This is a genomic window from Phenylobacterium koreense, assembly GCF_040545335.1.
GTDB lineage: Bacteria > Pseudomonadota > Alphaproteobacteria > Caulobacterales > Caulobacteraceae > Phenylobacterium > Phenylobacterium koreense.
The window spans coordinates 1,280,827-1,306,614 of record NZ_JBEPLU010000001.1 but is presented as its reverse complement, the minus strand read 5'-3'; the positions used below and the strand labels follow the sequence as shown (position 1 = coordinate 1,306,614).

Sequence of the window (25,788 nt, the reverse complement as noted above, 5' to 3'; positions counted from 1 at the left end):
GATCATAAGACGATGCGTCTTCCCCGCGGTCAAACGGATCGCAGGTTCATCGGCAATTTACGTCTCCCCGGGTATTGTATGGGTCAACCATCTGCCTTCCGGAGCGCCCATGCCCCGTATTCTCCTGGCCGAAGACGACGACTCGCTGCGCGGCTTCCTGACGCGCGCCCTGGAGCGCGCCGGCTACGAGGTCACCTCCTGCGCCGACGGCGACGAAGCCGCTGCGGCCCTCGACGAGAGCTGGGACCTGCTGCTCACCGACATCGTCATGCCCGGCATGGACGGCATCGAAGTGGCGCGCCTGGCCGCCGAGAAGCATCCGGGCCTGCGGATCATGTTCATCACCGGATTCGCCGCCGTCGCCCTGGCTGCAGGCGAGAGCGCGCCGGCCGGCGCCAAGGTGCTTTCCAAGCCCATCCACCTTCGCGAGATCGTCTCCGAGGTGGAGCGGATGATGGCTGCGGCATGAAGTGAGAAATTGCGTCGCGGGGCGCTTGCGCATCCAGACGGCCGCCGCTATACCGCCGCCTCCCGTTCCCAACAGGGAGCCGACTGGTTCGGACGCGTAGCTCAGCGGGAGAGCACTACGTTGACATCGTAGGGGTCACAGGTTCAATCCCTGTCGCGTCCACCATTTTTCCCAATATAATCTGACACTTATCCGGCGGCTTAGTGTGTTTCGAACACCCGCCCCCAGAAATGCCCCCAGATTGGGGCGTTAGCCGCCCTTATATCGCGCACTCTCACGCCATCTGGCCAACGCCGTCCGCTCGGATCGGTCTTTGGTTTCGAGGCGCACGCCCATGTAGTGGCCGACGGCAATCCAAACTGACTTCGACAATTGCGCCGTCTGAACCTTCTGCGGTTCATCCCAAACGCTGATCCAGTGCTCTCGCATTTTGATTCGCTCATTGAAGCGGTGACGGGAACATATGCGGCATTGCCGTAGTTTCCAATTGAAAACGGTGCGGCATTGCCGTACAACTTGGCTATGGAAACGCCGTTGAACGAAGTAGCTTACACGGAAGGCTTCCTGGCTCAGGCCAAGGATGAAGGCCTCACCGAAAGTGAGCTCGAAGCATTATCGCTGCTCCTGGCGGCGAACCCGGAAGCGGGTGATTTGATCCCAGGATCGGGTGGCTGCCGCAAGGTGCGGCTCGCCGGCCGCGGGAAGGGTAAATCCGGCGGGTATCGCGTGGTGACGTTTTTCGCGCGCCGCGCAATGCCGGTCTACGTCTTCGCCATCCTGTCGAAGGGCTCTCGCGAGAACTTCTCGGACAGGGAAGTGGCGACGATGCAGCAAGTAGCAAAGTCAATCCTGGCTCGCCTTACCCCCAAGGCTGTCGGGTGAGTAACCACGGGAGAGGTGGAATGAAGAACGACGACACCAACTTCAACCGGATTATGTCCGGCTTGCACGAAGTGCTGGATATTGTCGAAGGTCGCGCTCAGCCGGCCAAAGTTCATGTGCCCGCCGAGATCGATGTGAAGGCGATCAGAACGAACATGGGTTTGACGCAGGCCGAGTTCGCGGCTCGCTTCGGCTTTAGCGCCGCGGCGGTGCGGGACTGGGAGCAGCGTCGCCGTCGCCCTGAAGCGACAGCGCGCGTCCTCCTAACTGTCATTGCGAAGGAGCCCGAAGCTGTACAGCGAGCCCTAGAGGCGGCTTGAAAGGATGAGCCTCCGGCCCATCGCTACAGCGCCTAAGGACCTCGGCTCGACAGAAGCTGGGGTCGGCTTTGGCCCATGGATCATCCTCCACGGGCCGGAAATGCCGCCCACCAAAGGCCGTTGGCGGCACCCTGTTGAACGGTACGACATAGCTACTGATCGCATCGTGAAACGAGACGGCACCTCGTGGGGTGAGACATCGGCGCTCAACGGCCTGCCCGATGCGTGGAGCGAACTGCCGTAGCCCTCAGTCTGGGTTTCTGGCGAGGTGGAAACAGCATGTCACTAACGATTAGGCCCGAGCTCCGCATGAGCACGTTCGCGGAACTAGGTGAGGGGGATCTCTTCCTCCACGAGGTCGGCGGGCATTGGGTTTTCAGCATCAAGGGGGCCGATGGTCTAGACTTCGCCATCCTTGTCGCATCGGTAGACGGCACATCTGAATGGGCCTTGCCCGCGATTGACCGGCCGGAAGATCATGCGTCCGTGCTGGCGATGACTGGTGCGTTGGAGATCGAGGCGCTTCCAGAATGCGACGAAGCGTTCGCACTTCCAACCAAAATGCGTGGGCCGATGGGGGCAACTCCGAACGGCGCCTTGGTGGTGGATGGCGCTGGAGAAGCCTGGATCGCGATTACCTTTAGGGGCCCGGTCTACTACAATCTCAGGCTAGGCCGCGAGGGTACGCCTGGGGCAGGAAGGCTGATTTTTGCTCGGTGGCGGATTGTCCGACGTGGATCGTCGCCTGAGCGAGATCTCACGATTGTGGAAGTTCAAGCCACGACCTCTCGATAAGCACGGGTGCCGGACCGGAGCGACCTATTCCTCCCAATTGGGCCTGTACTCCGGTTTGCCTACGATCCGTTCCAGTCCTGCGCGCGGACGCCACATGAAGCCATCCTTGCCCCAGTGCGGCATAGGCTTGAGGCCAAACTCTCTCTCACAAACCCGCATCATTGCGTCCCTGCGACGGTCAAATGCCGGCTCCGTCCGAGCTCCGCGAGGCACTCGACCGTTGTACTCTTCGGGGAAGACGTGAGCCGTCAGGATCGACGACTTTCGCATGATGCGATCTGCTAATGCGTGCGCCACCGGCTTCCAAATGCCGGGGCGGGGATGTCTTGGCTCGACCCATACGTTCTCAATCTCCAGAACGGGACCGTAGCCAAACAGCTCAATCCAGAGCGGAGGCCAAAGAGAGAGGATCACCTCAGCCCAGCGCGTGAGATCCTGGGAATGGGCATCCATGGCCTCCCAGAAACACCAGTCCGCAACTAGCTCCGCATCGATCTCCCGCAACTGGACGGCAGCGACTTTGCGGTCACCTTCCAGCACCCAGGCAAAGGTTGTCCGGAGGCGCACGTAAAGGTCCTCGAAGCCGGGCTCATCTATCTGCGGCGTATCAATCTTTTCCCATCCGCCACGGCGATAAATCGCCTCGTACCCGGGGGGTAGGCCAGTCAGTCGATAGGGATAGCGCCGCTTCTGGCTGAGCTCGCGAGCGAAGCAGTCCGGCACCGTGGTCGGCCGACGGATGCGGGGTCGGGTGGTGAGAAGGTCCTCCCGCTTCCATCGGTCGTTCCAGACCGCCATGGGGATGATGTTGTCTTTCGACACGTGTCCTCCGTCGCCGAATGCTCATGTTTGGCGGCTGGGCGCGGACTGTCTAGGAGCTTCGCTTGTCGATTGCGCGTTGACACGCGTGTTCCGTTTCTGTTCTCGTTTCGTATGCGAGGAGATAGAAAGATCGCGCGGCTGGAACGCCGCGCCCTGCCACCAAAGGTCGAGGGCGGAAGGACGCTCTTTTTCTTAGTTCACGGGGCGGGCCGGCCCGACTTCCTTGACCCGGAGGAGGTTCCGGACTTCGAGGGAGACGAAGCCTGGTTCGAGCTGGAACGCGTGCGAGGCAAGGTCTGGATGACATGGAAAGTGCTTCGACAGGTCGAGCCCCCGAAGAAGAGCTAGGCCATGCCCGGCCGGAGCTCCCGGCAGTAGCCGACCACCGGCTGGAGGACGCACGGAAGTTCCCAGGCTGCATCCTTATGCTGGGCTGCGAGATCTGCGGTTATCGCAAGGGCTATGATGTCTGGAAGATCACGCGCCGGCTGTTCGACTGCGGCGATGGAGGGTTCATGACGCCGGTGGCTGACGTCGCCCGGTCGTTCAAGATGGACTGCCCCGACTGCAGCGGCCGCCACTGGCATACGCAGTTGTCGTACCCTCACCAGCTTCACCGACAGCAGACTTAGCCAACTTCGCTGATGGGGTCGCTAGGGGCCCTTGGCCTTTGCCTCCTCCCTTCGGCGGAGGTCGGCGCGGAGCCCGTAATACGCGTATGTTCCACCGGCGTAGATCATGCCGCCAATGCCTACGAGAGCGAAGGGCGCGAGAACGATGGTCCGTCCAATCACGCCTAGATGGAACGCCACGTCCAGGGCGGCGCAGAGGACGCAGCCAGCGAAGAGCACCGGAAACCACGGCATCATAATGAACGCGTCAACGGGCACCCAGCCGGTTTGCGCTTCAGCCTTTGCGATCAGGTCGGCGCGGTATTGCCGCCAGCGCGTCGTGAAGGTGTCCAGCGATCCAAGCATCCACAGAAACTAGCATCACCTTGGCCAGCGTCCGCAATGCGTCGATTGCGAAAGCCCCAATCTGCCCGAGCGGGGATCGCCTACGCCGCTGCCCTGAAGAGATGCTAGTTGACGACCGTTTTCAACCAGAGCTGGACCATCCACCAACCGTCCGGAACCGCTTCGTCGGGCGGCTCCTGCATCATCTGAACGAACTCTAGCCTGGGCGAGCGAAGCCAGAAGTCGTCGTCCATCAAACCCTCGCCGCTCAACTCGATGTCCGGCGGTCGCGAAGGCTTCTGGCTTCTGATGTCGGCGAAGTCGGTTTCCACGACGTCGGGTTCATCATCCCTCAAATAGAAGGCAAGCCCGATCGACGGGTCAGCTGGATCATCATCGAGGTCGACAAGTTCGACGCTGAGAACATCCGGGTGCTCGCGCCAGTAGTCGATATCGTGGACCGACGCTGCAGCGGCGAAATCAGGCTCGCGATCGTCGTTGGCGGGATCTGTCATGCTTAAGAGCTTCGCAGACACAGGCTCGGCTCGCGAATCAAAGTTCGCCCCGGCTATCACCTCGCCCCATGAAGCAGCACACCGGCGACGAAATTCGCTCCATCATGACGGACATGCCGGCCGAGGTGATCGAGAGCCTTCAGGCGGCGCACGCTGAGCACAAGATCACCGAACATGAAGCCCGCTGGTGGGGCTATCTGATGTTCGCCCGCACCGGCTCCTACGAGGGGACCGAGTACACCATCCCCGTGCTGGGCGGCGGCGAGGTCACCCAGGGGTTCCTCGCCTACGTGCTCGACGAGCGCGACATGAACAGGCGGCACGGGCTCGTTCGTAAGCCTTGGCCGGAGAGCGGCTTCGATCGGGGTTGAGGGCTGTTCGGCCTTGGCCGAGTGCGTTGACGGATTGGCTGCCCTACTTCTTTCTGGGAGCGTCGAGCTTCGCGTATTCCTTGCCGGTTCGCTTGAGCGCGCTCTTGACCTTTTTGATGTCTTCGGACGGAGGCAAGCGCTCCGGGGCCACGCCGCTGAGCTCGATCATCGTTTTTCGCACGCCCTTGCCGACGTGCTCTGCAGCACGTTCCAACGGCTTCTGCCCAGTGATGTCCTCGTTACGAATTTTCTCTTCGGTCTGAGTAATCCGGAAGAGGTTCGCGGCGAGCTCTGTCTTGCCCATGAAGTCAAGGACCGAGCGGCCATCGGGCACGCCCTTCTTTGAGCGGATCTGCTTGAGGTCGAGATTGTACATCCCTCGATACCCCGCGTTCTGAAAGAACTGGATCGTCTCGATCCCGCGCGCGTGGACCGTTGCGCTAAGCGCCGTCTCACGGTCACTGACCTCTCCGCGAATTACAACTCGCTCTATGGATTCCGCCTCCTGAACATGGAGGCGGAAGGCTTCGGCCATAGTGATGAAGTAGGCCTGAGCCTGTGCGACCTTCGGCTTCTTAGGATCGCCGTTCATTACGGTCAGGTAGCAGGCAAACCGCGAGAGCTTGCAGTCCTTGCCGCCGCTCTCTGTCTTCGTCTCCGAGAAATTCTCGCTAATCGGAATGCCCAGCTGAGCGCAGGCCGCCATGGCCTTGTTCACGGCGTTGTGGATTGGCTGCATGGTCGAGTAGTCAAGCATCTGCATCAGGTCTGACGCGAGCCAATACCGAAACCCGTTCTGACGTCCCAAGCTCTCGAAACTCGGGCGGTCGTCTTCAAAGTGGAAGACTTCCAAATCTGCGGTCATGTCACGCCCCCCGACGAACTCGACCAGCGCCCCCAATGAGGGCCGGTGAGATTGACCAGTCACGTTAGCACCCGATTCCGCATGCTAGGAAGATAGGCGTTTTGCGTGGTCTTTTTGAGGCCACTTTTTCGATTGTGCAGAATCGCAAAAGCCCCGCCGGCCGAAGCCGACGGGGCTCGCATAAGCTGTTCAGGAACATTCTAGAGAGCTGACCGGTTGGTGATGTGCGGGGCCTTCGCGAGCCAACGAGGATGAATGTGAAACTGTTTCCCGGCGGCGCAATGAGCGATAGCCGCGCCAATCGCGCATGGTTCAAAGGTGAAAATAGGCTGGAGGCGATCCTTGAGCCGGTCATTCGCCGCCTCAGGCCGCGGTTAGATAGCGAGGAATGGGAAAACGAAGGTGGCGCGCTTCAAAGGCCGACGAAACGCCGGCACTTCGCCAAGGTCCGCCGGAGACGGTGACCCGACGTCCCCCACGCCTGATAACTGAAAAGACCCCCACCGACCGAGGGCGGCGGGGGAGAAGTCAGGCTTTGCGGGATCACCCTGCACTCGGTGAGAAAGTGTTGTCAGCGTATGATCGTCCTTAACGTGATCAACAGCGCGAGAGCGCTAACCGCGGCGTTCCTCTGACCGCACCGCGCCCTCAGCCTTCATCTCGAAAATCAGCCCAGAACCGTAATTCGTCAAAGCCGACTTCCGAACCGTCGATACGATGAAGGCTCAGATCCAATAGCTGGGGCCACTCGGCCTCCCGGTGCGCCCGCAGGGTTCGCCACACGTGCGTCAGCGCATCGGCTTCATGTTGGAAATGGAGGAGCTGGGCCTTCGGCATATCGCCTAGCTTTTCCCTTATGAGGATACGCACGAAAGGCTGACCCAACGACACTCCCGACCACCCAAACAAAAAGCCCCGCCAGCCAAAGGCCAGCAGGGCTTCGTAAGGGCCAGAGGGCTCTTGGCGACTACACGTTCGGCCAAACAGCCCAGGTTGTCAGCGCTGAACCAGCCTATGGGCGATCAACAACGCGAGAGCGGCCGCAACGCTGACCGCCGTCATGTAGAGCCAGAACATCGTCAGCTATCCGGCTTGCGGAACTGCCACCATTTTCGCTTAGGTGAACCGGATGAAGGCTGCGTGGGTCTTGGTCGGAAGGCCGGCCGGCGTGCAATGTTGGATCGCCAAAGCATGATCAAGCATCGCGCGCGCCGTCATCGCTTCGCATTCGGCCTGCGAATAGCGCTTCCCGGCCTTCACGCCGTACTTGGCCCCGGTGACCCCGGCGCAGGCGGTCGGCAGAGCCGCGCCATGCGCCGGGTCGTCATAGGTGACCGTCACCCACCCCTCGTCCCTGACCAGGCCAGGCGCAGCGATCGAAAGCGCTGCGAAGAGCCCGGCAATGCTTGCGCCGGCCGCCCCGGCCTTCTGTGCGGTGTTCATGGGTCACCTCGCCGGGCCAGTGTCGCGACGCCACTTCCAGATCAGGTGCGCGATCTGAAGGGCGAGGAAGATGACCGTCAGGACGCCCACGAACAGGCTGAGCATCTGCTCCCCCGTCACGGCCAGGCCTGCGGTCCCCGTCGCACCTGGGAGCGTGCGAAGGCTTATCGCGCCCACCTCGGGCGCGATTTCGTTGATTTGCATCGGGCGCTTACTCCGCGCTGGGTTTGGGGATCAGTAGAGTTCGTAGAGCGCGCCGGAACCGCCGGCCGTCGCGACCATGTTCGTCAGGGTGACGGGGGTGTCGTCGACGTACGCCTTGGGCTTGATATCGGCGATTAGGTAGCGCGGCGTTGCGGCGCGGGAGACCCGCGAGGTGAAGCCGGCGGGCGCGGGGATCGCTCCCGCCCCCGCGTCGGGGTCCGTGCCGATCACGATCACGCACTTGCAGTCCACCCGCTTCTTGAAGCCAGGGACCACAACGTCGTCAGCGGCTTGGAATGCCGTGGTCCGGCGCTCGATCGTGCGCGGTCCGTGGTAGACGAGGACCGCCCAGCTCATGCTGGCGCCCGAACCGCTGATCGTGAGCGTTCCGGCCTCTGACGCGTCCAGATCGCCCTCGGTGAGCTGCTTCCAACGGAACTGCCCGCTCGAAAGCCAACCGCCGTCCCCGCCCGTGATGCCGGCGATCGAGCCTGAGCCGTTCGCCTGGATGTAGACGAGCGCAAGGTCGCCAGGCAGAGCGCCTTCGCCATGGACGGTGAAGGCCGCTGGCAGACTGCCCGTGTAACCGGCGGCCGATATGAGCAAGGCGACTTCCGAGCTCGGAAGATCAGGGACGCGGTCGGGGTACTCGCGCCCGCCGGCCCAGGTGATCCGGACCCCGCCGTTCAAGGCGTAACTAGCGTCGGCGAATGCGCCGGCGCCATAGAGCTTCGCGCCCAGCGAGGTTGTCTTGTCGGCGGAGCGGCCAAGAAGTCCGGTGCCTTCGCCCTGGGAACTGGCCCAGCCGGTAGGGACGCCATTCATGTCCCCGCCACGACCGCCGCCGCTATCGGTTTCGGGAAACTGACCGCTGGACGTGTCGAGATAGTTCCCGCCTCGACCACCCATGCCCATGTAGCCGGGGCCGCCGCCTCCGCAGCCGCCGTTGGCGTCCCGACCGGACCCGCCAGAGCCTCCCTGACCGCCGCCGCCGCCCAAGGTCGTATGGTAGAGCGTGCTCCCTCGACCGGCTCGGATCAGATAATCCGTGCCCCGCCGAATGTGCGTCTGCGTCGCGGGAAGGCCTGGGATGATCGGCGATGCATTGCGGACCGAGGACCCAACCAGCACCTCAAGGATCTCGCCGGGCGTGACGGCGATCTTGTTTCGCCAGTGCAGGTTCCCGGCCGTGCCGCCCGTGAAGGGGGAGACGTTCGAGCCAGGCAGGCCGGCGGCGATCCCAACCGCGTTGATCTCGAACACGCCATCGGGGACCGTGAAGTGGTAAACGCCAGGGCCCGTAGGGCCATATTCGACCTGGCCGGGAGCGGTGATCCCGCCCACGGAGGTCATCATGCGACGGGCGAGGCTCATGCGGGGAAGAACCCAGAGAAGCTGTAGCAGACGCGCCCACCGGCGTTGCGCGTGGTGAAGTGCAGGAGGTTTTCGGCGCCGACGTCGTCGGAGAGGGAGGGCACGATGTTGTTCAGCGCCTTGAAGGCCGCCCCGAAGTCGTAGGTCGCGCCGCCTGCGGCGACGAGCCAGAGCGAAAGCGTCTGCTGGTCAGTTCCAGGCGACCAGCCGGTGATGACCAGGGAAGTGATGTTCTGATCCCACGGAACGACCCAGATTGAGGCCTGCGAGGCGTTGAGCGTCAGCACGCCCGCTGCGATGGCCGCCGTCGCCACCTTCTGCCGATCGACGACGCCGAGCACCGGCTGGGCGCCGATATTGTCGCGGGCCTGCTTCTGGGCGGCCTCGGCGAAGGCCTGCGCCGTGGCGGTGTTCAGATAGGTCGACGGGTCGAAGCCGGCGATCTCCTGCGCCTGGTCGCGGTATTCCTTGGCCTGGTCGCGGTACTGCAGGGCGAGATTGCGGGCGTCGATCGCCGCGGCAAGAGCGATCTCTGCGCCGCCCTCGGCCTCTTCCGCGCCCTCTTGCGCCGCAACCGCTGCTGCGATGGCCGCGTCCATGTCACCGAACTTCTGGGCGATCTCCTCCGAGGCGATCTGCGCAGCGATGGCCGCGTCGGCCGCCGTGTTGGCGATGTCGGCGCTCGAGATCAGCGCGTCCTTGACGGTCTGGACGTTCGTATAGGTCGCGATGTTGGCGTCATGGAGCTGGTCAGACCAACCGACGTCGAACGTGTCCTCCTCGTCGGCCCAGATTTGCGGCCAGCGCCCGCCGCTGTCGGAGCGGATCGGGAACTCGTGAGGGATGGTCAGGGCCGGGTCGGTGTAGACCGTCGCCGGCACGCCCCCGCTGCTCGGCATGTAGAACCGAAATAGGCCGGGGAGCGCACGCCCGTTCGCATCGCGCGAGGGCATGGCGCCGGCAACGATTATCTGGCGAGCGGCCATCGTCGTTCCTTGGACTGATGTGAAGGGGAAGAAATCGCCCGCAGAAGACGCGGGCCGCGTATTTCGGATTCCGCCCGCCTCGGCCATATTGCGACCCATGGGCGAGAGACGGCGCGTCATCGACGCAGAGTTTGAAGTGGTCGGGGGACCGCTCCGGGTCGGTGACGAGCATCCGACGCAGAAGGGCTGGTATCTGACCGACAAGGTCGACCGTCACGGCAACACGCTTTGGTATAAGCCGCCGTCGGCCTTCTCGAGGTGGGTGCGCCGGGTGGCGCTCGTGCTGTTCTGCCTGGCGATGGCGCTGGGGATCTTGGGGATGTTCCTTGAGACCCCCAAGGACGAGAACCCCTATCGCGCCGAGCGCCTTCGCGTGCTCGAAGAGGCCCGGCGCAATCCGATCAATTGAGGACGTCGTAGGCCTCGGGCCGCCCTTCGATGTAAGCCTCGACGCCACGCCGAGGGACCGTTCGCTCGCCGGCCGTCCTGGCGCCACCCTGGTTGATGATCTGAAGCAGCCAGTTGGCCGTGTCGGGCCCTGACTGCGCCTCGATCCTCTCCAGCAGCGCGTCTAGCATCCTCGGGTCCGTGGAAAGGTCGGCCACCGCCTGGGCGTCGGCGTCGTTCAGGCCGGCGGTCTTCAGCCGGTTGAAGATCGCCCCGACGATAGCCCGACGGCCACCAGCGGCCGTCTGCACCGCTCCCGCCAACCTGCCAACGTTCTCGGCGTCCTGCGTGCGCAGTTGGGTCTGCGAGCCCGTACGCGGGGCGACGTCGGCCATGTCGCGTGTGACCCGCGCTTCGGCCGCCATGGCCCTTTCGAGGCGCTCGGCGTCCTCAGGGCCGAGGAGCGCGCGGTTACGCATCCGCTGCTCGGGCGCATCGGCCAGCTTGCGGGCCACGCCAGGGGCGGCGCTGGGGTTCTCGCCCGACGCCCGTTCGATCGCGCGTCGAGCAGTCGCCCGGGCCAAGTCGTTGCCCGGCTGACCGGGGCCGGGAATGTCCGCGACGAACTCGTCGGTGTTCCGGGCCAGGAAGTCCTCACCGCGTTCGGCCGCTTCCAGGCGCCGGCTCTCCAAGCCGAAGTCGTCGAGCGCCTGGCGATAGCCCGGCACGTTGTCGGCGGCGTTGCTGCGAACCGCCCGAGCCATGTCGCCGAGGCTGCGGGCCATCCGGTTGCGCCCGGCGCGAGAGGCCGCATCAGCCGCGTCGAACAGCGCCTCGCTGATGCTCTGGGCCATCCCGACGCTGATCTCGACGCCGCCCGGATTGTCGAGCACTTCGCCGGCCAGCCGGTTCAGCTCGGCGCCCACCTCGCGCTCAGCGGGGTCCAAGGACCGCAGCGAGGCCGCGGCGGCGTCCCTGATGGCCGCGCGCCCGTCCTCTGAGCGCAGCGCCATCACGGCGTCCTCCGTCAGCGCCACACGATCGTTGCGGACCGCGCCGAACTGCTGATTGCCCTGCAGCGTGCGGCCGCGCGTCGTGGCCTCGGCGATCTGCGCGGGCGTGCGGGGATCTTCGGAGATGACGCGGCGCGCCTGCTGGCCCATGCGGTCGGGAAGGTCGAGCGCGGACGCCTCGGCGCGACGCTGCACGGTCTCTCTTGCCGGTGTCATCCGCGAGGCCGCGGCACGCACGAAGCCCCGGCCGCTCTCGTCGGTGACGTTGACGAAGCTCGGATCGGCCCCAGCCTCGCGCAGCTCGGCCAACCGGCCACGAAGCTGGTTCATGTTGGTGCGGCCGCGCAGCGCGCTGGCGGCGCGCTCGATGGGCTGGGCGAAGCGGGTCCGGAGCGTATTGACGCCCCTTCCGGCGGCTGCGGCCACAGGTATCGCCGCGGCCCCCACAGCCCCGCCCACGAGCGCGCCTATACCCGCTTCAGGAAGTCGCTCCATGGCCGTGCCTTCGGCGTTGCCGGCGGCGCCAAGGGCGCCGTAGGTCGCGCCTGCGCCGATCGCCCTCAAGGCGTTCGGGACGCCCGCTGCGACGCGGCCGAGATTGACGACAGGGCCAAGGGCGAGACCAGCGCCGAAACCGGCCACCTGGCCCGCTCGGCGCGACCAGGGCACGTCCAGGCGGTCGAGGTCGTCGATCGCCCGCTCTTCTTCAATGATCCGGTCCCGAGCCTCGCCGTAAGTCTCGCCTCCGGGCATGAGCGCAGGCAGGCCGCCCACCACGCCCGAGAGTTCATCCGCAAAGCCCGCCGTCATCATGTCGGCCGCGCCGCGCACCCCTGCGTCGATGCGGCGGAGGGGCGGGTTCATGTTGCGGCGCTTGGCGATGCGCTCGGAGATCCCGCCCTCGCTCTCGACCTCCGGTTCATCGAACTGGTCGAAGGGGTTCGCCGCACGCGCTTCTCGGGCATGCGACGACGGACGCTTGGCGGGCGCGGCCGGTTCTTCGTCGAACTGATCGAACGGGTTGCTGCTCATTTGCCGAGGACCTTTGCGGCTGCGCCGGCGCCGTACTTGCGATCGAACGCGCCGCGAAGATTGGGATTGGCGCGCAGATACTCGACCGCGGAAGCGGGCGGGCCCGACTTTGCGCGGTTTGGATTCGCGCGCGGATCAGTAAGGACCTGCCATTTGTCCGGCGCGCCATATTCCTGATCGTAGGCTCGGCGCCCTGCGCCATAGAGGCGACGCAACGCGGTATCGCGCGCTTTCGCCTTCTGCCAGAGCACCTGCGGGCTATCCCTGAAGCTGGGGATGTACATGTTGCCGTAGGTGATCAGCTCTTGGTAGGTTACGGCCGCGCCGGTATCCTTGCGGAGGATGGGCGCGAGGAACTCCAACGATGCTTGGAGGAATTGTCGGTCCTGATCGCTCCGTCCGACAAAGACGACCATCCCGTTTTCACCGGGTTTCACGAGGTCTTCGAGAGGGCTCTGAGGCTTGTAGATCCCGCGACGGGCCAAATCGTTCATGCGGTCGTTGCCGCCGAATGCCGCGTAGGTGAGCGAAGCGTTGTTGATCTGCCCTTCCGTGGGCGGACGCTCCGACTTGCCCTCAGCGAGGCGGCTGACCTGGCCCTCGGGGCTCACCTGATATTGGCCGTCGGTCGGCAAGCCCATGTCCGCCTTTTCGGCGGCCGAGAGCATGCGATAGCCCTTCTTCTCCGGCTTGGGAGCGCTTCCGGGGAGCGAGCGACGATAGCGGCCACTTCCAGAGGGCGGCGGGGGCGTGTCGCCGGTGGCCGCGACCTCGTAGGACTGGCCGTCGCGCTCCATGTGCGCCAGGACGTTGTCGGCGTAGGATCGGGTCTTCGGCCCCCAAAGGTTTTGGTCGGGGCCGCCGTGGTAACGCATCAGCGCCATGCGCAGGTTACCGTCGTACTCGTCGAGACCTTCCTGCAGATAGGCCTGACCAAGGCGGCGCTGGTACGCGAGGGCGGTATCCGTGTCGCCGCGCATGAGGTCCGGACGCCAGGGAACGCCCAGCTTGCGCGCCATCGCCTCGGCGGTCTCCGGAAGCATCTGCGTCGAGCCAAGGGCGCGGCCGTACTTTGTCTGCGGCCCGATGGCGTTGCCGTTGCCGCCGCTCTCCTGCTTGATGAGCGCCGGCATGACTTCTTCGGCGCTCGTCGGAGCCATGGAGAGCATGCCGGTTCCCCGCGGCAGGCCGGAGGGGTCTTTGCTTGGCGCCGAGCGGCCATCTAACCCGCTGGTGTACGGATTCTGCTCGCCCTCCGGCGCGGGCGCCTCGCCGTCTTCCCAACTGTTGAGGTCTACCCAGCGGGTGCCGCCGTTTTCGTCGGTCAGCTCCTTCCACTCTGGACGATGACGGCCGGCGACCTCCTTGACAGTCTCGCCAGTCGAGGTGTCCACCGCCTTATAGCCGCCGAGACCGTCGCCGATGATCTGCAGGCCACGTGCGCGCGCAGAGGCCGCGCCCAGCATCATCAGGGTTTCGCGCGGCTTGGTGCTGAGTTGGCTGCGGAGCTGCTCGATCTCCTCGGGCGTCTCGCCGTGCTCGGCCAGGCCCTTCGCGAAGAACTGGTCGAAGTTGGCGACCGTGCGCGCCGGGTCATCGCCCTTGTCGTTCAGCGTCAGGAGCCGGTTCGCCATGTCGCCGAAATAGGTGAGCGCCGCCTCGCGCTTGGTGCGGTCAGCCTCCTGGCGATCCTTCTCCTGCAATTGCCCATAGCGGGAGACCTGCGCGGCCTCCTCGTTCAGGCCGGCTGCTGCAAGCTCCCCGGCGCTGGCGCCATAGTCGCCGCCTGCCAGGGCGTTTCCCGCCCGCAGCCTCGCCCGGTTCGTGCGAAGGGCGTTGCCGGTCTCGAAGCCCTTGGTGAAGGCGTCGGGGTCACGACGGTAGTTGTCCGCAATGTTGATCATCACGACTTCCGATTGGTTTTGGTCTTGAGGGAGTTCACGACGCCGGTTTGGCCGCCGAACGAGCTCGCCAGCCCGCCGAGGTTCTGAAGCACGCCGCTCCATATATTGCCCTGCGCCAGGGCGTTGCCCGCCCGGGCCTCGCCGATGTTCTCCAGGCCGGCCGCTTCCGCCGCGCCCAGGCCGTTGATGGAGTTCGTCGTGGTGTTGAGGGCGGTTTGGCCGATTCCGGTGAGGCGGAAGATGTCATCCGTCCCGCGGTCGTAGCGATCGGTGAGGTAGCCGCGGTCGCCTTCGTACTCGGAGCGCGCGATCTTGTAGGTGTCCAACCACTGCTGGTAGGCGTTGTTGCGCTCTTGGTCGTAGAAATTATAGGCCGTCTGCTGGCCGCGATCCTGAAGCCGCTTGAGCGCCGCGCCGGACTGCAAGGCGCCCGTCGCCGAGGCGTTCGCCATGACCTGGCCGGAGCCCTGCTCCTGCGCGAACTGGTAGGCGGGGTTGTCCTTGAAATCGTCGATGTCGAAGGAGAAGGCCGGCGGCGGCGTCCACGTGGGATCTTCGACGTTCCCGAAGTAGCCGTTGAGTGCGTTGGTCGTGGTCCCTGAAGTCGCCGGAGCGCTGGACGCCGCCGGGTCAGGTGCCGGCGCGTCCACCACCTGGGAGGGCGAGCCCGGTCGCTTCTCGTACTGACCATGCTGGTTGTAGTGCCACTGCGCGAAGGCCTGCGGCGTCGCGTCGATGCCGAGGTTGTTCTTGATCGCGTTCGGGGAGAGCCGCTGAAACTCGGCCAGGACGTCGGGATTTGCGGCGAGATATTCGTCAGCGTTGAATGCGCCCCCTCGGGTCTGCTGGGGGGCGATCCCGGTGTTTGTCGGTAGGCCGAAGCGCTGAGCTAGGGCGTTGAGACCGGCATTGTAGGCGGCGACGCCCGGGGCCTGTAGCTGCTGGGTCTGATTGACGGCGCGCTCGCGCGCGTGCTGCGCCTGTTCGTTGGAGGTCTCTAGAGCGTCCTTCGCTCGGTCGGCCGCACCGGAGTTGATGACGCCGCCCAATAACGACGAGCCGGCGGAAATGAGTTCAGCGATCATGTCGGCCCCTAGGAGGTGAAGGCTTTGAGGGTTTTCAGGTCCGCGATCTGCGCGGCGACGTGCTGCGAGAGGACCTGAAGATGGGTGAGAGCCGCCTGGATCTGCGCCTGGTTGTAGGTGGCGCTGGCCGTGGGGGCGGCATAGGTGGCGAAGGTAGCGCGGCTGACCGTGCCGGTTGGACTTCCCCAGCCCGGCATAAGGCCGGTTCGGACGTAGGTGTCGGGGGGAATCGGCGAGCTCCCGCCGCTCGCACCGACCAAAGCGGCGACGAACCTTTGAAACTCCGGTGTCGGCCGGCCGAAGCCGTCGACGATCGGCACATCATGGGCCAAGGCCTGCTTGAAGAGCGCCATCAGCGGTAAGCCTCGTTGTAATCGGCGTTGCGGACGGTCACCGGCTCGGCGGTCTCCCAGAGGAACAGCCGGTTCTGGCGCCGGATCATGCCAAGCTGCATCCACTGGACCTGAAGCGTGCGCTCGCCCTGGCGGCCGAGTTGGGCCGGAAGCCAGTCGCCGTACTCGAAGCCCCCATCGTCCGAGATCGCCATCCAGACGGTCGGATCGTCATCGGGCGATACGGCCTGGCCGACGCTGCAGTTCAGCACGACGTTGTTGCAGCGGACCGCAGCGCCAGGATTGGCGAGCACGCCCGACCAGCGAAAGACGATCAGCTCGCCAGCATCCTTCTTGATGGCGTCCGAGAACTCCCAGATCGTCCCAAACTCGTCGTCGCCGAAGAGCGGCTGATCGGACGGCCCGATGGTCGAGACCGCGCCGCGGAACAGTTCCCGCTCGTAGCTGGTCCACTCGTCCCAAAAGCCGGTGGAAAGATCGCAGGCGTAGGAGCCTTGGCCGGGTAGGTGCAGGACGTAGAACTCGCGGCCGATCCACCTGGCCGTGGTGGCGTAGAGCGCACCCGTGGCCTTCTTGATCAGCTCCTCGATCCCATAGTCGCTGATGCGGACGGGATTCGGCGCCAGGCGGTAGACGACGCCGTCGGCCCCGACCCAGCACATGGTTTCATTGCCGGCGACAGTCAGCTTTTGGCAGGTGTCGATGTCCTTGCAGCCGATCCCGAAGATGCGGCCGTTGATCCGCTGGAACGGCAGATCGAGGTCGCCGGTCGGTTGCCAGGGCTCCAGGGAGAGCCGGCCGACCAGCCAGAGAACGTCCCCGATCACCTTCAGCGTAGTCGTGTTGTCCGGCTGGCTCTCGGCCGTCGCATAGTCGAGCGGGTCGATCGTGGTCCCGCCGATGGCCGACCAGTAGAACCGGCCAGAGTTCGCCATCTGGAAGAGGAAGTAGGAGTTGAGGGTATCGACCGCGACGACATGCTGATCGTCCGGCGTGGCGATCTCCGTTAGGGTCTCGCCGTCCGTCGAATAGACCTTCTCCCCGCAGGCCAGGACGACGGTCGTAGGGTTGCCCGCCGCCGACATGCGCCCGGCGCCAGTGACCGCCCCGATCAGCGTTGGCGTGCCGATCCCATCGGCTGACGGCTCGACCCGATAGAGGTCGCCGGCCGAAAGCGCGAGGATCCGATCTTGGATCACGCCGCCCTGACGGAAGAGGCCACGCACCGGTCCGCCCCCCACCTTGGCGAACTGCATCAGCCGGGGACGCGGTATGAGCGCCACCTGGTCGCGCAGGTTCGCAGGTGTCTTCTCGTAGAACATGTTGCGCAGCCGCGAGGGCGGCAGGTCGGCGCGCTTGTACGCGCTCAGACCGAGCGGGATGGCAGGCATGTCGTTTTCCTGAAGGTCAGCCGCCGTTCCAGGCCGAGAAGCCGGCCGGGACCGCGCCAGCGAAGGCTGATGCGCCGAAGTTGAAGTTCAGCGTCAGACCGTTCTGATAGATCGAGTAGGCCGGGTAGATGAGGCCCTCACCGCTGACCATGGTTGCGGGAAGCACCTCGCCCCCAACATTCGTCGAGGGGTCGGCGAAGCTGCGGCCGTTCCAGTTTCCGGCGCCGACGCTGCACCAGAAGCGGTTTTCGTCCAGATCGACGGCGAGGCGCGCCACCGCGGCCGGCGTCGTCCAGGCCTGGGCTGTCGCCCCGGTGACGTTGTAGCCGATACGCACCTGCCCGCTGCTCAGATAGCCGACGCTATTGTCGTCGAGGTTCAGGTAGTTGGTCACCGTCGCAGCGGCGTTAGCGAGGCCCATGAAGAGGTATCCGCCGGTCGCGTTCGTCGTGCAGTTGGCCTCGAAGTACCACTTGCCTTCATTGCGCCCGACCGTCGCGCGCCCGGTGCGCCACATATTGCTCGCCGCGGTCCGGGTGGCCTGAAGGCCCGAGGACGCGACCGTTAGGTCGGCGTGCTTGTCTGTCGTGCTCAGGAGGGTGTTCACGCCGCCAGCCCCCTCGGCCAGGAGCGCTGCGAGAATGCCCGTCACGTGAGCCCTGCCCCGCTGATCATCCAGACGTTGGCCGCCACCATCATCAAGGTCGCGACGCCATTGGCCGCCAGATTGCGATTGGCCGAGGCCGGGGTCTTGCCCGCCCAATAGAGGCTGACGCCGGCCGCGCAGTTGATCGCCAGCGCCGCTGAGGCAGGGCCGTTGACGATGACGATCGCCGTTTCGGTCGTGAAGGCCACGTCAGCGACCGGCGGGATGGTGATGACGTGCCCGGCGACGTTGGAATCGTGCAGCAGGCGCTTTCCGACATCGACCAGTGCAAGGGTGTAGTTCGCCGCCTTGCTGTCCTGGGGAATGCCGAGATAGCCCAGCGTCCGGCCGCCGGCTGTCGGAAGGGCGGTGAGCTCCATGCGCCCGCTGCTGCGCCGGACGATGACCGGCGTGTCGACCAAGGCGCCGGCGTCGTCATAGCGGCCAAGCGACCAATCCGAGCCCGCGCCTGCGCCGGTTTCAGCGGTGGCGTTCGCACTGATGGTCCAGCGCGCCGCCGCGCCGGTCTGGAAGACGAGTTGGCGGGCGCTTCCGGCCGCCCCGGCGATTCCCACAGGCCCGGAGAAGGTGTCGCCGGCAATGTCGGCCGGTATGAAGCCGAGCGCGTCCGTGACCTGCTGGGCGGTCAAGTTCTCGATGTCGCCGGGCGGTCCCTTGGGGATCTTGAAGTCGAAGACGGCGGCCTCGGGCGTGCCGCTGTTGGTCACTTCGGCGGGCTGGCCGGGATCCACTGTCTCGACGGTGCCGATGGAGATGGTCGCCGCGTCGCCGTCCTGGCCGGGCGGACCTTCGGGGCCGGGGCCACCCGGCGCGCCCGGCTCACCCGGAGGCCCAGGCGGGCCCGGAGGCTGAGAAACCGCGCTCGTGCCCGGGACCTGGGGCGCGACGGCGCTTCCGGCCTTGCCGAAGGATGGAACGACGACCTTCACCACCAGTCGCCCCCGCTGTCGTAGCCATAGCCCTTGTCGGACATGATGACGTAGTCGGGCGATGATCTTCGCGCGGCGCCAGGCCATTTGCTCAAGGTCGCAGCCGTGAAGGTCGGCGTATTCCGCCTCTTCCTCGTCCAGGCTGAAGCCCTCGGGAACGGGCCGGCGGTAGCCGTCTTCCCAGAACCACGGCACGAAGATCAGTTCGTAGTCGCCAAGGCCGCGCATGGCGTCCATCGAGCGCTCGTAGAACTCTCCAGCTAGGCCGTTGCCGGTGCTCTCCAGAATGATCTCGGTGTCGGGCTCATCTGGTACGGCCTGGATCGAGCCGGCGAAGTGATCGGCGGCATTGGGCCAGAAGGCGACCTCCGAGCCGTGATACATCTGGATCGTGTTTGAGCGGCCCGTGGCCTTTGTGCCGGCGGTCGCCACCTGATAGCCGCTGTCGAGAAGCGGGAAACTGAGCTCCTTGGCGTTCGAGGCGCCGGTGGCCGGCTTCACCAGCGCCGGACAATTCTCGTGATAGCGCTCGACCATCCCGAAGAGGTTGTCGGTCGCAGTCTGCTCGTGGGTCAGGATTCCGACATCGCTGCCGCCAGACGCGAGCGCGTCGAGGCGTTTGCCATCCTTGAAAAGCTTTGTTGAGAGCGTCGATCGACGAATGCGCAGTCGTTCGCCCACGGCATCGCATCGTCTGATGAAGGCGGTGAGCCGGGCTCGCCGTGGCGGGTGATGTTCGCTGATGTGCCAGCGGAGCTCATCGAGCGGTCCTCAGTACATTATCCGGTGCATCTGCGGTGGCGCTCCAAGGAGACTGTGCTCCGCGACTTTCTCGTCCCGCCCTCGGAGCGAGCACGCATCGGCGACTTGGTTGAAACGTGGTCGCCGATCATTTCCGAACGGATCGCCAACGACACTGAGGAGGACGACGAGGAGCTCGATGACGCCTTCTACGCCGCCGAGGTGGCCCTGTATGGCACTCCTGCACCGGACGCGAAGACGGCTCTGCTCAAGGCGGCGCTCTTAGAGAAGGATATCGACGAGAACGGTTACGGGTTTGATGACGCGGGGCGGGTCAGCTTCAAGCTGAGTTCGCACTACGAAGATCGCCGGGTGGTCTGGCAGTTCGTCGATCTGCTCCACGCAGCCGGGATGGGGCACCCCATTCTCGAACTCGCGGACTTCTCCCCTCGCGAATGGATCACCGGCTTTGAGAGCGAGGGTGGTATCGTCTCGTATCCCTCCGACGGCCGCCTCTTGCTGCTGCATCCCGAGACCCCAAAAGGGCGCGGGCAGATGAACGACCTCGCGTCGTGCCCGTGGAAAGTGCGCGCAGTTTATCTGGCGGCAGAGAAGCGCCGGTACGAAGGGGGCGACCCCCTCGTCGACTATCATGGCCACTGGGGTCGTGATGACCGACGCGCAGGCGCCGCAAAGGCAAAGCGCCGCCTCGGCAGTGGGCTTGTTGTGACCTTCACCGACGAAGGCGGCAAACCTGCGCCGGTAGTCACTCCGGTCGATCTTCACTGGGGGCTCTTCGAATGAATGCCCTCACCGACACCGCGGCGACGGAGATCACGCAGATCTACGGCTCGCTCGATGGCCTCTTCGACGCCATCATCGAGCTTGATGCGCGACCGCGGCGCCGGCCGCTGGCGCGCATCATGAACGCCGCGGAGCTGATCGACAGCGCTTACGCTGAATTGTCGATGACTGAGCCTCAGCGGTTCGCCAGCCGCCTGAGCTGTGATCCTGTGCGGGAAGCCCTCTGCTACGCCGTGCGCCAGCTTGGAAGGCGCCTCCACGAGATCGGAGGCATGCGCGCTATGCACGATGCCATGGTCCACATCGAAGAGATCGCGCCTGATGACGGGGGGCGCCGGGTGAGCCGCCATTCGGATGAGGTGCTGCGCAGGCTCTTCATCCATCGGACTTCCGATGAGTGGCGACGGGTCAAATAGTACGGCCGCGGAGACGATCTTCGATCGGAGCTGGCGCAAGCGCTCGCCAATCGTGAGGCGATCGAGGCGATCCAGGCGTTAGAGATCGTCTAGGCGCTACCGCTGGGCGTGTCGGCCGGCGGCCATCGCCGATGGAGGGCGGTCATGTCGGTGAAGATCAAGCGTATCTACGAGCCGTCGGATAAGGCTGACGGGCTGCGCGTCCTGGTCGACCGGCTGTGGCCGCGCGGCGTACGCAAGGCCGACGCGCATGTCGACGTCTGGCTGAGGGAGGTGGCGCCCAGCGACGAACTGCGCCGCTGGTTCGGCCACGAGCCGGAGCGCTGGGACGAGTTCCGCGTGCGATATGGCGCCGAGCTCGACGGCAACGCCGCCTTTGCGGAGCTGCGCGGACTGGCGCGGGGGCCGACGACGCTGCTCTATTCCGCCAAGGACGAGGCCCACAATCAGGCGGTCGTGCTGGCCGAACGCCTGAAGGCGGGGTGAGCGGATCGGCCAACTGCGCGGTCGGCCAATGGCGAGGCGATCCTGAATATCGCGCCGCGTCGGAACGGAATTCGCCGGTTGGGGGTTTCCCCCGGCATGGTCGAGCTGGACGCTTCAGACTTCGAGACCCTCAAGGGCATTCAAGCCTATGGCGGGCTGGTGATCGTCACTCACCGGTGCGGGCTGCCGGTGCCCGGAGCGGCCAGTGCGATGGCCTGGGCCGAAAGCCTCTGTGCCGAGGGGCTTCTCCTCCACCGCCAGCCCCGGCAAGCCGCCGGCCTCAGTTCCGTCGCCTATGGGCTCACCCCGACCAGCGACCGGCTGTTGCTCTCCCGTTCCTGACGCGCCGCCGTCAGCCATTTTTGGCTGCGGAGCGCAAAAAAAAGCCTTGTGCATGAGGGGCTTGCAGAGCGGGCCCGGCCCGGGCGCTCTATTGCAGAGCTGAAAAAAGTGACGCCGCGGCCCAAAAGGTCGGTGATCGCCCGGCCATTGGCTCCACAAGCACGCCTCTGGCGAGATGCGTCCAGGGGCCCAGCGGCCTGACGGGGCGTCGGCGCGCTCGCCCGCGGAATCGCAAGCGTTGCCTATGGGGCTCCCATCTCGGCCGAAATCAGGCGCGTCCAGGCCCGGTGCGCCTTCTTTCCTTCCTGCGAACGACCCGAGGTTGACGCTCCGGCGCCTTTTTCCCGGGAGCGCTGCATTCCGGCCACACTCGTTATGCGGGTGATTTTCGACAATAAAATCTCGGCGTACGAAAAGTTTGAGGTTCTGGAATGATCCAAACGCCGTTTTCTTCCATCCAAGGGTTGTAAAGTTATTTAAAACCAAGAAGTTATAAACTTATATGTCCGGTATGTATATTTTTCGGAGCGGCGGTATGCGCGCCAGGTATTAATCTGACTGTTATGTCAAAAATCTAGACCGATCCGGCTCAAGTTTCAACTTCGTAACCCTAGAAATATGCCTAGCGCCCGCGGCGAGCGTCCTCCATTGATCGCCATACTCGGACTTAGACAGGCGCCACATTTCAATCGAGGCGCGGCGTCCGAGTGGGAAAGGAAACGCTTATGTTGAAGAGCAGATATTTCTGCAGCGGGTCGATTTTCGCCGTCGCCTTGGCGCTGGGGGTTTCGGGCGCCGCCGCGGCTCAAGAGAGCGGCGGCACTGTTGAGGAAGTGGTCGTCACCGGCTCATTCATCGCCGGCACGCCTGAGGACGCAGCCCTGCCGGTCGACGTGATCGGGACCAAGGAGCTGGAGGCCCGCGGCTCTCCGACCATGGTGCAATTGATTAAGACCATTCCGTCGTCGGGCGCCGTCATTGGTGAAAACAACCGCTTCGGCGGTGGTTCGGGCGCCGCCAGCATCAACCTCCGCAACCTGAACTCGCCGTCCACCGGCTCGCGCACCCTGGTGCTGTTCAACGGCCGCCGCGTGCCGGTCTCGCCGCAGAGCCTGAACTCGGTCGACATCAACCTGCTGCCGACGGCCGCGATCGGCCGCGTCGAGGTGCTGAAGGACGGCGCGGCCGCCACCTACGGCTCCGACGCCATCGGCGGCGTGGTCAACTTCATCACCCGCACCGACCTCGACGGCTTCGAGCTCAGCGGCCAGTACCAACTGATCGACGGTTCCGACGGCGACTACGACGTCTCCGCCGCCTGGGGCAAGAAGTGGGACAACGCCGACGCCTTGATCACGGTCGGCTATCGCCACCGTTCCAAGCTGCCGATCTTCGAGCGCGACTGGGCGATCCGCACCGGCGTCGACGGCTTCCGGGAAAACCCGCTGGGCGGCTGGGCCAGCACCGGCAACCCCGGCCAGTATAATGTCATCACGGCCACCACGCCGCACCCGAACGGCGGCTTCCAGACCGCTACGCTCGGCGCGGGCCTGCCGGACATCGGCTGCGCGGCCAACGGCGGCGCGCCCTTCAACATCTCGACCGTCATCGGCGCGCGGACGATTACGCCGGACGCCAATTCCTGCCAGTTCCAGTACACGACCTTCGATAACCTGGTCGAAAACGAAGATCACTTCCAGGCGTACGGCAAGTTCAACTTCGACGTGACCGACACCCTGTCGGCCAATATCGAAGTGCTCTACGCGATGCACGACACGCCCAACCAGAGCTGGGCCGTGACCGGGCCGAACCAGTTCCCGACGCCGCTCTCGGTCGGCGGGACCTCGCCGATGCCGGCGACCCCGTCTTCGGACCAAGGCCGCTTCTATATCCCCAACACCAACCCCGGCCTCGCCGCCCTGATCGGCCAGGTCAACGCGGCCAACTGCAACGGCGCGGTCCTGCCCTACGGCATCGACGCGGCGAGCTGCCTCACGGCGCTGAATCAGGCCCGGACGTCCGCTGCGATCGCCGCCCAGAACGGCGTCGTGGCCAGCCAGACCTCCTGGCGTCCGATCGGCTTCGGCGGCAACCCGTACACCGAGGACAAGCACGCCCACTACAGCTACAAGGTCGACACCTTCCGCGTGTCGGGCGGCTTCAAGGGCGAAGCGCCGCTGGGCATCAAGTGGGATACTGCTCTGACCTATCAGCAGCAGGACTACACCCGCGTCCAGGAAGACATCTCGGTCAACCGCCTGCAGCAAGGCCTCAGCGGCTTCGGCAGCCGCGCCGGCGCCGCCGACCAGTGCACCGCGGCGGAAACCGCCAACTGGACCACCAACGCCGGCAACGCGGCGATGGGCTGCTACTACTTCAACCCGTTCGCCAACGCCTTCGCCGAAAGCCTGGCCCAGGTCGGTCCGAACCCGTTCTACATCGCCAACTCGACCATCCCCGGCTTCAACGACGCCGCGGCTGCGCGTGGCGAGCTGGTCGACTGGATGGACGAGCGTCTGGTCAACCGGATGCAGAACCGCCTGTTCGTGGCCGATGTGATCCTGAACGGCGAACTGCCCCTGGAACTGGCCGGCGGTTCGATCAAGTGGGCCGGCGGCGCTCAATACCGCTACGACCAGTACAAGCAGAACCCGGAAGTCCTGCACGACGTCAACGCGACGCCTTGCGTGGACTCGCCGCCGTTCGGCGACGGTCAGCCCTTCTGCCTGGTTCCGACCGGTCCCTACCTCTTCAACGCCAACAACGAGCAGTACAACGTCTCGCGTGAGATCATCTCGGTCTTCGGCGAAACCTTGCTGCCGATCACCGACGATCTCGAGCTGACCCTCGCGGCCCGCTACGAGACCTACGGCGACCAGGGCGAAACCTTCAATCCGAAGGCTTCGGTCCGTTGGCAGGCGGTTGACTGGCTGGCGCTCCGTGGCTCGGTGGGCACCACCTACCGCGCTCCGTCGGCGATCATCACCACCGACAACTTCAGCCGCGGCCTGACCAACGCCAACGGCACCTGGCGCGCCAACGACCAGTACGGCAACCCCGACCTGGATGCTGAAACCGCCTTCACCTACAGCATCGGCGCCATGGCCGACTTCGGCGCGTTCCGCGCCACGGTCGACTACTGGAGCTTCGATTTCGAAGACCAACTGGTCCTCGAAAACGCGAGCGAAATGCTGGCGGCAGCCTTCCCGGCCTCGGGTCCGAACGTGTGCACCAGCACCGATCCGGCCTATGTGGCGCTGCGCTCGCGGTTCACCTTCACCGACGCCGGCTGCGGCCGTGCGAACGTGCAGTCGTACCGCACGAAGTACATCAACGGCGGCAAGGTGAAGACTTCGGGCATCGACTTCCAGGCGAACCTGGATGTCGGCGATGTGTTCGAGGGCGCCCTGACCACCGGCTTCGACGGCAGCTACCTGCTCGAGTACGACGAAAGCCCGTACATGATCGAGGGGGTTCCGACCTCGAAGGGCGTGCAGAAGCGTGCGGGCACCTTCCGCGCGTCGATCTTCACCGGCTACAACCGCCTCCGGGCCAATGCGTACGTCAACTGGGCGCGTGGCATCCACAACCTGCGTTGGCAGATGCGCTACATCAGCTCGACGACCCAGACCGACAGCAACTCGATCGGCCTGGCCATCGCCACCAAGCAGAGCACCAAGATCCCGGAATACTGGCAGCACGACCTGACCTATCGGGTCGAACTGCCCTGGGACACCACCCTGACCGCGTCCGTGCAGAACATCTTCGACGAAGATCCGCCGTTCGCGATCGGCACCCAGTACAGCTATGACCCGGGTAGTGCGAACCCCCTGGGCCGCGTCTTCGCCATCGCCGCGAAGAAGCGCTTCTAAAGGTTGCGGGGAGGGCCGTCTCATTCGAGGCGGCCCTTTGCCGTTTTCCGGCCTTCTTGGCCCCGGTATGCGTAGGTTCAAGCCGTCCGCCGGCCCAAAGCGAGGCTTTCCTGCAACAGTTTGCGACCATCGTTATCGCAATGACGGACCGTCATCCGTCCGTCGGGTAAACCGAACGCCGTCCGGATCGCGGCCGGCCAAATACCTGCTTTCCCCAGCGAAACCCAACCCAGCAAAGGCTTTCCGTGTATAACGGCGAAGCTCTCATACTCCCGCCATAGTCGAGTGAACGGCGTTCAGTCGCGCCAACATGGCGCCGTGGATTTGTAGACAACGGTATGTTGCGGCCCTGAAAAATGGTGGC

27 protein-coding genes and 1 tRNA gene are annotated in these 25,788 nt (G+C 64.9%); 12 read left to right on the top strand and 16 right to left on the bottom strand.

What is annotated here, in order from left to right; translation table 11 throughout:
- The first annotated feature begins 109 nt into the window (after nucleotides 1–109).
- The 5 genes from cpdR (at nucleotide 110) to ABID41_RS06475 (ending at nucleotide 2,466) form a co-directional block, all read left to right on the top strand.
- A complete protein-coding gene (gene cpdR, locus ABID41_RS06495; RefSeq protein WP_331932620.1) occupies nucleotides 110–469 on the top strand; it encodes a cell cycle two-component system response regulator CpdR in 360 nt (119 codons plus the stop codon).
- 90 nt (nucleotides 470–559) lie between these two features.
- Nucleotides 560–634 (top strand) — tRNA-Val (locus ABID41_RS06490).
- A 369-nt stretch (nucleotides 635–1,003) separates the two neighbouring features.
- Nucleotides 1,004–1,351, top strand: coding sequence for a type II toxin-antitoxin system RelE/ParE family toxin (locus tag ABID41_RS06485; RefSeq protein ID WP_354297332.1), 348 nt, complete (start codon nucleotides 1,004–1,006; stop codon nucleotides 1,349–1,351).
- A gap of 20 nt (nucleotides 1,352–1,371) precedes the next feature.
- Complete coding sequence (nadS, locus tag ABID41_RS06480) at nucleotides 1,372–1,671, top strand: NadS family protein (RefSeq protein WP_354297331.1); 300 nt, start codon at nucleotides 1,372–1,374, stop codon at nucleotides 1,669–1,671.
- A 309-nt stretch (nucleotides 1,672–1,980) separates the two neighbouring features.
- The gene (locus ABID41_RS06475) at nucleotides 1,981–2,466 is read left to right on the top strand and encodes a hypothetical protein (protein WP_354297330.1); all 486 of its coding nucleotides are present in this window, start codon (nucleotides 1,981–1,983) and stop codon (nucleotides 2,464–2,466) included.
- A 24-nt stretch (nucleotides 2,467–2,490) separates the two neighbouring features.
- Here the strand turns inward: ABID41_RS06475 and ABID41_RS06470 are convergent, their stop codons facing one another.
- From ABID41_RS06470 to ABID41_RS06460, 3 genes are all read right to left on the bottom strand, one after another.
- On the bottom strand, nucleotides 2,491–3,288 hold the full coding sequence (locus ABID41_RS06470; protein ID WP_354297329.1) for a hypothetical protein: 798 nt from the start codon (nucleotides 3,286–3,288) through the stop codon (nucleotides 2,491–2,493).
- Between the two features lie 653 nt (nucleotides 3,289–3,941).
- Complete coding sequence (locus ABID41_RS06465; RefSeq protein WP_354297328.1) at nucleotides 3,942–4,265, bottom strand: hypothetical protein; 324 nt, start codon at nucleotides 4,263–4,265, stop codon at nucleotides 3,942–3,944.
- A 104-nt stretch (nucleotides 4,266–4,369) separates the two neighbouring features.
- On the bottom strand, nucleotides 4,370–4,759 hold the full coding sequence (locus ABID41_RS06460) for a hypothetical protein (RefSeq protein WP_354297327.1): 390 nt from the start codon (nucleotides 4,757–4,759) through the stop codon (nucleotides 4,370–4,372).
- 68 nt (nucleotides 4,760–4,827) lie between these two features.
- Between ABID41_RS06460 and ABID41_RS06455 the strand changes: the two genes are divergently transcribed.
- A complete protein-coding gene (locus tag ABID41_RS06455) occupies nucleotides 4,828–5,130 on the top strand; it encodes a hypothetical protein (protein ID WP_354297326.1) in 303 nt (100 codons plus the stop codon).
- 43 nt (nucleotides 5,131–5,173) lie between these two features.
- Here the strand turns inward: ABID41_RS06455 and ABID41_RS06450 are convergent, their stop codons facing one another.
- From ABID41_RS06450 to ABID41_RS06425, 6 genes are all read right to left on the bottom strand, one after another.
- Nucleotides 5,174–5,995 carry a BRO family protein gene (locus tag ABID41_RS06450; protein ID WP_354297325.1) on the bottom strand — a complete coding sequence of 274 codons (822 nt, stop codon included), beginning with the start codon at nucleotides 5,993–5,995 and terminating at the stop codon, nucleotides 5,174–5,176.
- A gap of 648 nt (nucleotides 5,996–6,643) precedes the next feature.
- The gene (locus ABID41_RS06445) at nucleotides 6,644–6,865 is read right to left on the bottom strand and encodes a hypothetical protein (RefSeq protein WP_354297324.1); all 222 of its coding nucleotides are present in this window, start codon (nucleotides 6,863–6,865) and stop codon (nucleotides 6,644–6,646) included.
- A 246-nt stretch (nucleotides 6,866–7,111) separates the two neighbouring features.
- A complete protein-coding gene (locus ABID41_RS06440; protein WP_354297323.1) occupies nucleotides 7,112–7,438 on the bottom strand; it encodes a glycoside hydrolase family protein in 327 nt (108 codons plus the stop codon).
- A 3-nt stretch (nucleotides 7,439–7,441) separates the two neighbouring features.
- Complete coding sequence (locus ABID41_RS06435) at nucleotides 7,442–7,642, bottom strand: hypothetical protein (RefSeq protein WP_354297322.1); 201 nt, start codon at nucleotides 7,640–7,642, stop codon at nucleotides 7,442–7,444.
- A 30-nt stretch (nucleotides 7,643–7,672) separates the two neighbouring features.
- A complete protein-coding gene (locus tag ABID41_RS06430) occupies nucleotides 7,673–9,016 on the bottom strand; it encodes a hypothetical protein (RefSeq protein WP_354297321.1) in 1,344 nt (447 codons plus the stop codon).
- Nucleotides 9,013–9,915, bottom strand: a complete 903-nt coding sequence (locus ABID41_RS06425) for a hypothetical protein (protein WP_354297320.1) — start codon at nucleotides 9,913–9,915, stop codon at nucleotides 9,013–9,015. Before ABID41_RS06425 ends, ABID41_RS06430 begins: the two co-directional genes overlap by 4 nt.
- Nucleotides 9,916–9,967: 52 nt before the next feature.
- On the opposite strand from ABID41_RS06425, the gene ABID41_RS06420 reads away from it, so the two are divergent.
- Entirely contained in the window at nucleotides 9,968–10,411 is a 444-nt protein-coding gene (locus ABID41_RS06420) for a hypothetical protein (RefSeq protein ID WP_354297319.1), read from the top strand.
- Here ABID41_RS06420 and ABID41_RS06415 read toward each other — a convergent pair.
- From ABID41_RS06415 to ABID41_RS06385, 7 genes are read right to left on the bottom strand one after another with little or no spacing between them, the layout of a single operon-like run.
- Complete coding sequence (locus tag ABID41_RS06415; protein WP_354297318.1) at nucleotides 10,404–12,434, bottom strand: hypothetical protein; 2,031 nt, start codon at nucleotides 12,432–12,434, stop codon at nucleotides 10,404–10,406. The genes ABID41_RS06420 and ABID41_RS06415 overlap by 8 nt on opposite strands.
- Nucleotides 12,431–14,338, bottom strand: coding sequence for a lytic transglycosylase domain-containing protein (locus ABID41_RS06410; RefSeq protein ID WP_354297317.1), 1,908 nt, complete (start codon nucleotides 14,336–14,338; stop codon nucleotides 12,431–12,433). Before ABID41_RS06410 ends, ABID41_RS06415 begins: the two co-directional genes overlap by 4 nt.
- Nucleotides 14,338–15,423 carry a hypothetical protein gene (locus tag ABID41_RS06405; RefSeq protein WP_354297316.1) on the bottom strand — a complete coding sequence of 362 codons (1,086 nt, stop codon included), beginning with the start codon at nucleotides 15,421–15,423 and terminating at the stop codon, nucleotides 14,338–14,340. Before ABID41_RS06405 ends, ABID41_RS06410 begins: the two co-directional genes overlap by 1 nt.
- An 8-nt stretch (nucleotides 15,424–15,431) precedes the next feature.
- Entirely contained in the window at nucleotides 15,432–15,776 is a 345-nt protein-coding gene (locus tag ABID41_RS06400; RefSeq protein WP_354297315.1) for a hypothetical protein, read from the bottom strand.
- The gene (locus ABID41_RS06395) at nucleotides 15,776–17,167 is read right to left on the bottom strand and encodes a hypothetical protein (RefSeq protein WP_354297314.1); all 1,392 of its coding nucleotides are present in this window, start codon (nucleotides 17,165–17,167) and stop codon (nucleotides 15,776–15,778) included. Before ABID41_RS06395 ends, ABID41_RS06400 begins: the two co-directional genes overlap by 1 nt.
- A 16-nt stretch (nucleotides 17,168–17,183) precedes the next feature.
- Nucleotides 17,184–17,819, bottom strand: coding sequence for an SPRY domain-containing protein (locus ABID41_RS06390; protein WP_354297313.1), 636 nt, complete (start codon nucleotides 17,817–17,819; stop codon nucleotides 17,184–17,186).
- Nucleotides 17,816–19,444, bottom strand: coding sequence for a hypothetical protein (locus ABID41_RS06385; protein WP_354297312.1), 1,629 nt, complete (start codon nucleotides 19,442–19,444; stop codon nucleotides 17,816–17,818). Before ABID41_RS06385 ends, ABID41_RS06390 begins: the two co-directional genes overlap by 4 nt.
- 51 nt (nucleotides 19,445–19,495) lie before the next feature.
- On the opposite strand from ABID41_RS06385, the gene ABID41_RS06380 reads away from it, so the two are divergent.
- From ABID41_RS06380 to ABID41_RS06360, 5 genes are all read left to right on the top strand, one after another.
- A complete protein-coding gene (locus tag ABID41_RS06380; protein ID WP_354297311.1) occupies nucleotides 19,496–20,308 on the top strand; it encodes a hypothetical protein in 813 nt (270 codons plus the stop codon).
- A complete protein-coding gene (locus tag ABID41_RS06375) occupies nucleotides 20,305–20,724 on the top strand; it encodes a hypothetical protein (protein ID WP_354297310.1) in 420 nt (139 codons plus the stop codon). Before ABID41_RS06380 ends, ABID41_RS06375 begins: the two co-directional genes overlap by 4 nt.
- Before the next feature lie 144 nt (nucleotides 20,725–20,868).
- Complete coding sequence (locus ABID41_RS06370; RefSeq protein ID WP_331932618.1) at nucleotides 20,869–21,210, top strand: DUF488 domain-containing protein; 342 nt, start codon at nucleotides 20,869–20,871, stop codon at nucleotides 21,208–21,210.
- Between the two features lie 96 nt (nucleotides 21,211–21,306).
- The gene (locus tag ABID41_RS06365) at nucleotides 21,307–21,552 is read left to right on the top strand and encodes a hypothetical protein (protein ID WP_331932617.1); all 246 of its coding nucleotides are present in this window, start codon (nucleotides 21,307–21,309) and stop codon (nucleotides 21,550–21,552) included.
- Nucleotides 21,553–22,277: 725 nt separating this feature from the next.
- On the top strand, nucleotides 22,278–25,424 hold the full coding sequence (locus ABID41_RS06360; RefSeq protein WP_331932616.1) for a TonB-dependent receptor domain-containing protein: 3,147 nt from the start codon (nucleotides 22,278–22,280) through the stop codon (nucleotides 25,422–25,424).
- The last annotated feature ends 364 nt before the right edge of the window (nucleotides 25,425–25,788 follow it).

What these genes read in the sequence shown, in the direction of transcription:
- ABID41_RS06375 (WP_354297310.1), top strand. Translation starts at nt 20,305, where the DNA reads ATGAATGCCCTCACCGACACCGCGGCGACGGAGATCACGCAGATCTAC.
- ABID41_RS06370 (WP_331932618.1), top strand. Translation starts at nt 20,869, where the DNA reads ATGTCGGTGAAGATCAAGCGTATCTACGAGCCGTCGGATAAGGCTGAC.
- ABID41_RS06420 (WP_354297319.1), top strand. Translation starts at nt 9,968, where the DNA reads ATGGCGCCGGCAACGATTATCTGGCGAGCGGCCATCGTCGTTCCTTGG.
- ABID41_RS06410 (WP_354297317.1), bottom strand. Translation starts at nt 14,338, where the DNA reads ATGATCAACATTGCGGACAACTACCGTCGTGACCCCGACGCCTTCACC.
- ABID41_RS06380 (WP_354297311.1), top strand. Translation starts at nt 19,496, where the DNA reads ATGTTCGCTGATGTGCCAGCGGAGCTCATCGAGCGGTCCTCAGTACAT.
- ABID41_RS06440 (WP_354297323.1), bottom strand. Translation starts at nt 7,438, where the DNA reads ATGAACACCGCACAGAAGGCCGGGGCGGCCGGCGCAAGCATTGCCGGG.
- ABID41_RS06475 (WP_354297330.1), top strand. Translation starts at nt 1,981, where the DNA reads ATGAGCACGTTCGCGGAACTAGGTGAGGGGGATCTCTTCCTCCACGAG.
- ABID41_RS06435 (WP_354297322.1), bottom strand. Translation starts at nt 7,642, where the DNA reads ATGCAAATCAACGAAATCGCGCCCGAGGTGGGCGCGATAAGCCTTCGC.
- nadS (WP_354297331.1), top strand. Translation starts at nt 1,372, where the DNA reads ATGAAGAACGACGACACCAACTTCAACCGGATTATGTCCGGCTTGCAC.
- ABID41_RS06430 (WP_354297321.1), bottom strand. Translation starts at nt 9,016, where the DNA reads ATGAGCCTCGCCCGTCGCATGATGACCTCCGTGGGCGGGATCACCGCT.
- ABID41_RS06455 (WP_354297326.1), top strand. Translation starts at nt 4,828, where the DNA reads ATGAAGCAGCACACCGGCGACGAAATTCGCTCCATCATGACGGACATG.
- ABID41_RS06365 (WP_331932617.1), top strand. Translation starts at nt 21,307, where the DNA reads ATGGTCGAGCTGGACGCTTCAGACTTCGAGACCCTCAAGGGCATTCAA.
- ABID41_RS06360 (WP_331932616.1), top strand. Translation starts at nt 22,278, where the DNA reads ATGTTGAAGAGCAGATATTTCTGCAGCGGGTCGATTTTCGCCGTCGCC.
- ABID41_RS06400 (WP_354297315.1), bottom strand. Translation starts at nt 15,776, where the DNA reads ATGGCGCTCTTCAAGCAGGCCTTGGCCCATGATGTGCCGATCGTCGAC.
- cpdR (WP_331932620.1), top strand. Translation starts at nt 110, where the DNA reads ATGCCCCGTATTCTCCTGGCCGAAGACGACGACTCGCTGCGCGGCTTC.
- ABID41_RS06415 (WP_354297318.1), bottom strand. Translation starts at nt 12,434, where the DNA reads ATGAGCAGCAACCCGTTCGATCAGTTCGACGAAGAACCGGCCGCGCCC.
- ABID41_RS06405 (WP_354297316.1), bottom strand. Translation starts at nt 15,423, where the DNA reads ATGATCGCTGAACTCATTTCCGCCGGCTCGTCGTTATTGGGCGGCGTC.
- ABID41_RS06450 (WP_354297325.1), bottom strand. Translation starts at nt 5,995, where the DNA reads ATGACCGCAGATTTGGAAGTCTTCCACTTTGAAGACGACCGCCCGAGT.
- ABID41_RS06460 (WP_354297327.1), bottom strand. Translation starts at nt 4,759, where the DNA reads ATGACAGATCCCGCCAACGACGATCGCGAGCCTGATTTCGCCGCTGCA.
- ABID41_RS06395 (WP_354297314.1), bottom strand. Translation starts at nt 17,167, where the DNA reads ATGCCTGCCATCCCGCTCGGTCTGAGCGCGTACAAGCGCGCCGACCTG.
- ABID41_RS06465 (WP_354297328.1), bottom strand. Translation starts at nt 4,265, where the DNA reads ATGCTTGGATCGCTGGACACCTTCACGACGCGCTGGCGGCAATACCGC.
- ABID41_RS06425 (WP_354297320.1), bottom strand. Translation starts at nt 9,915, where the DNA reads ATGCCGAGCAGCGGGGGCGTGCCGGCGACGGTCTACACCGACCCGGCC.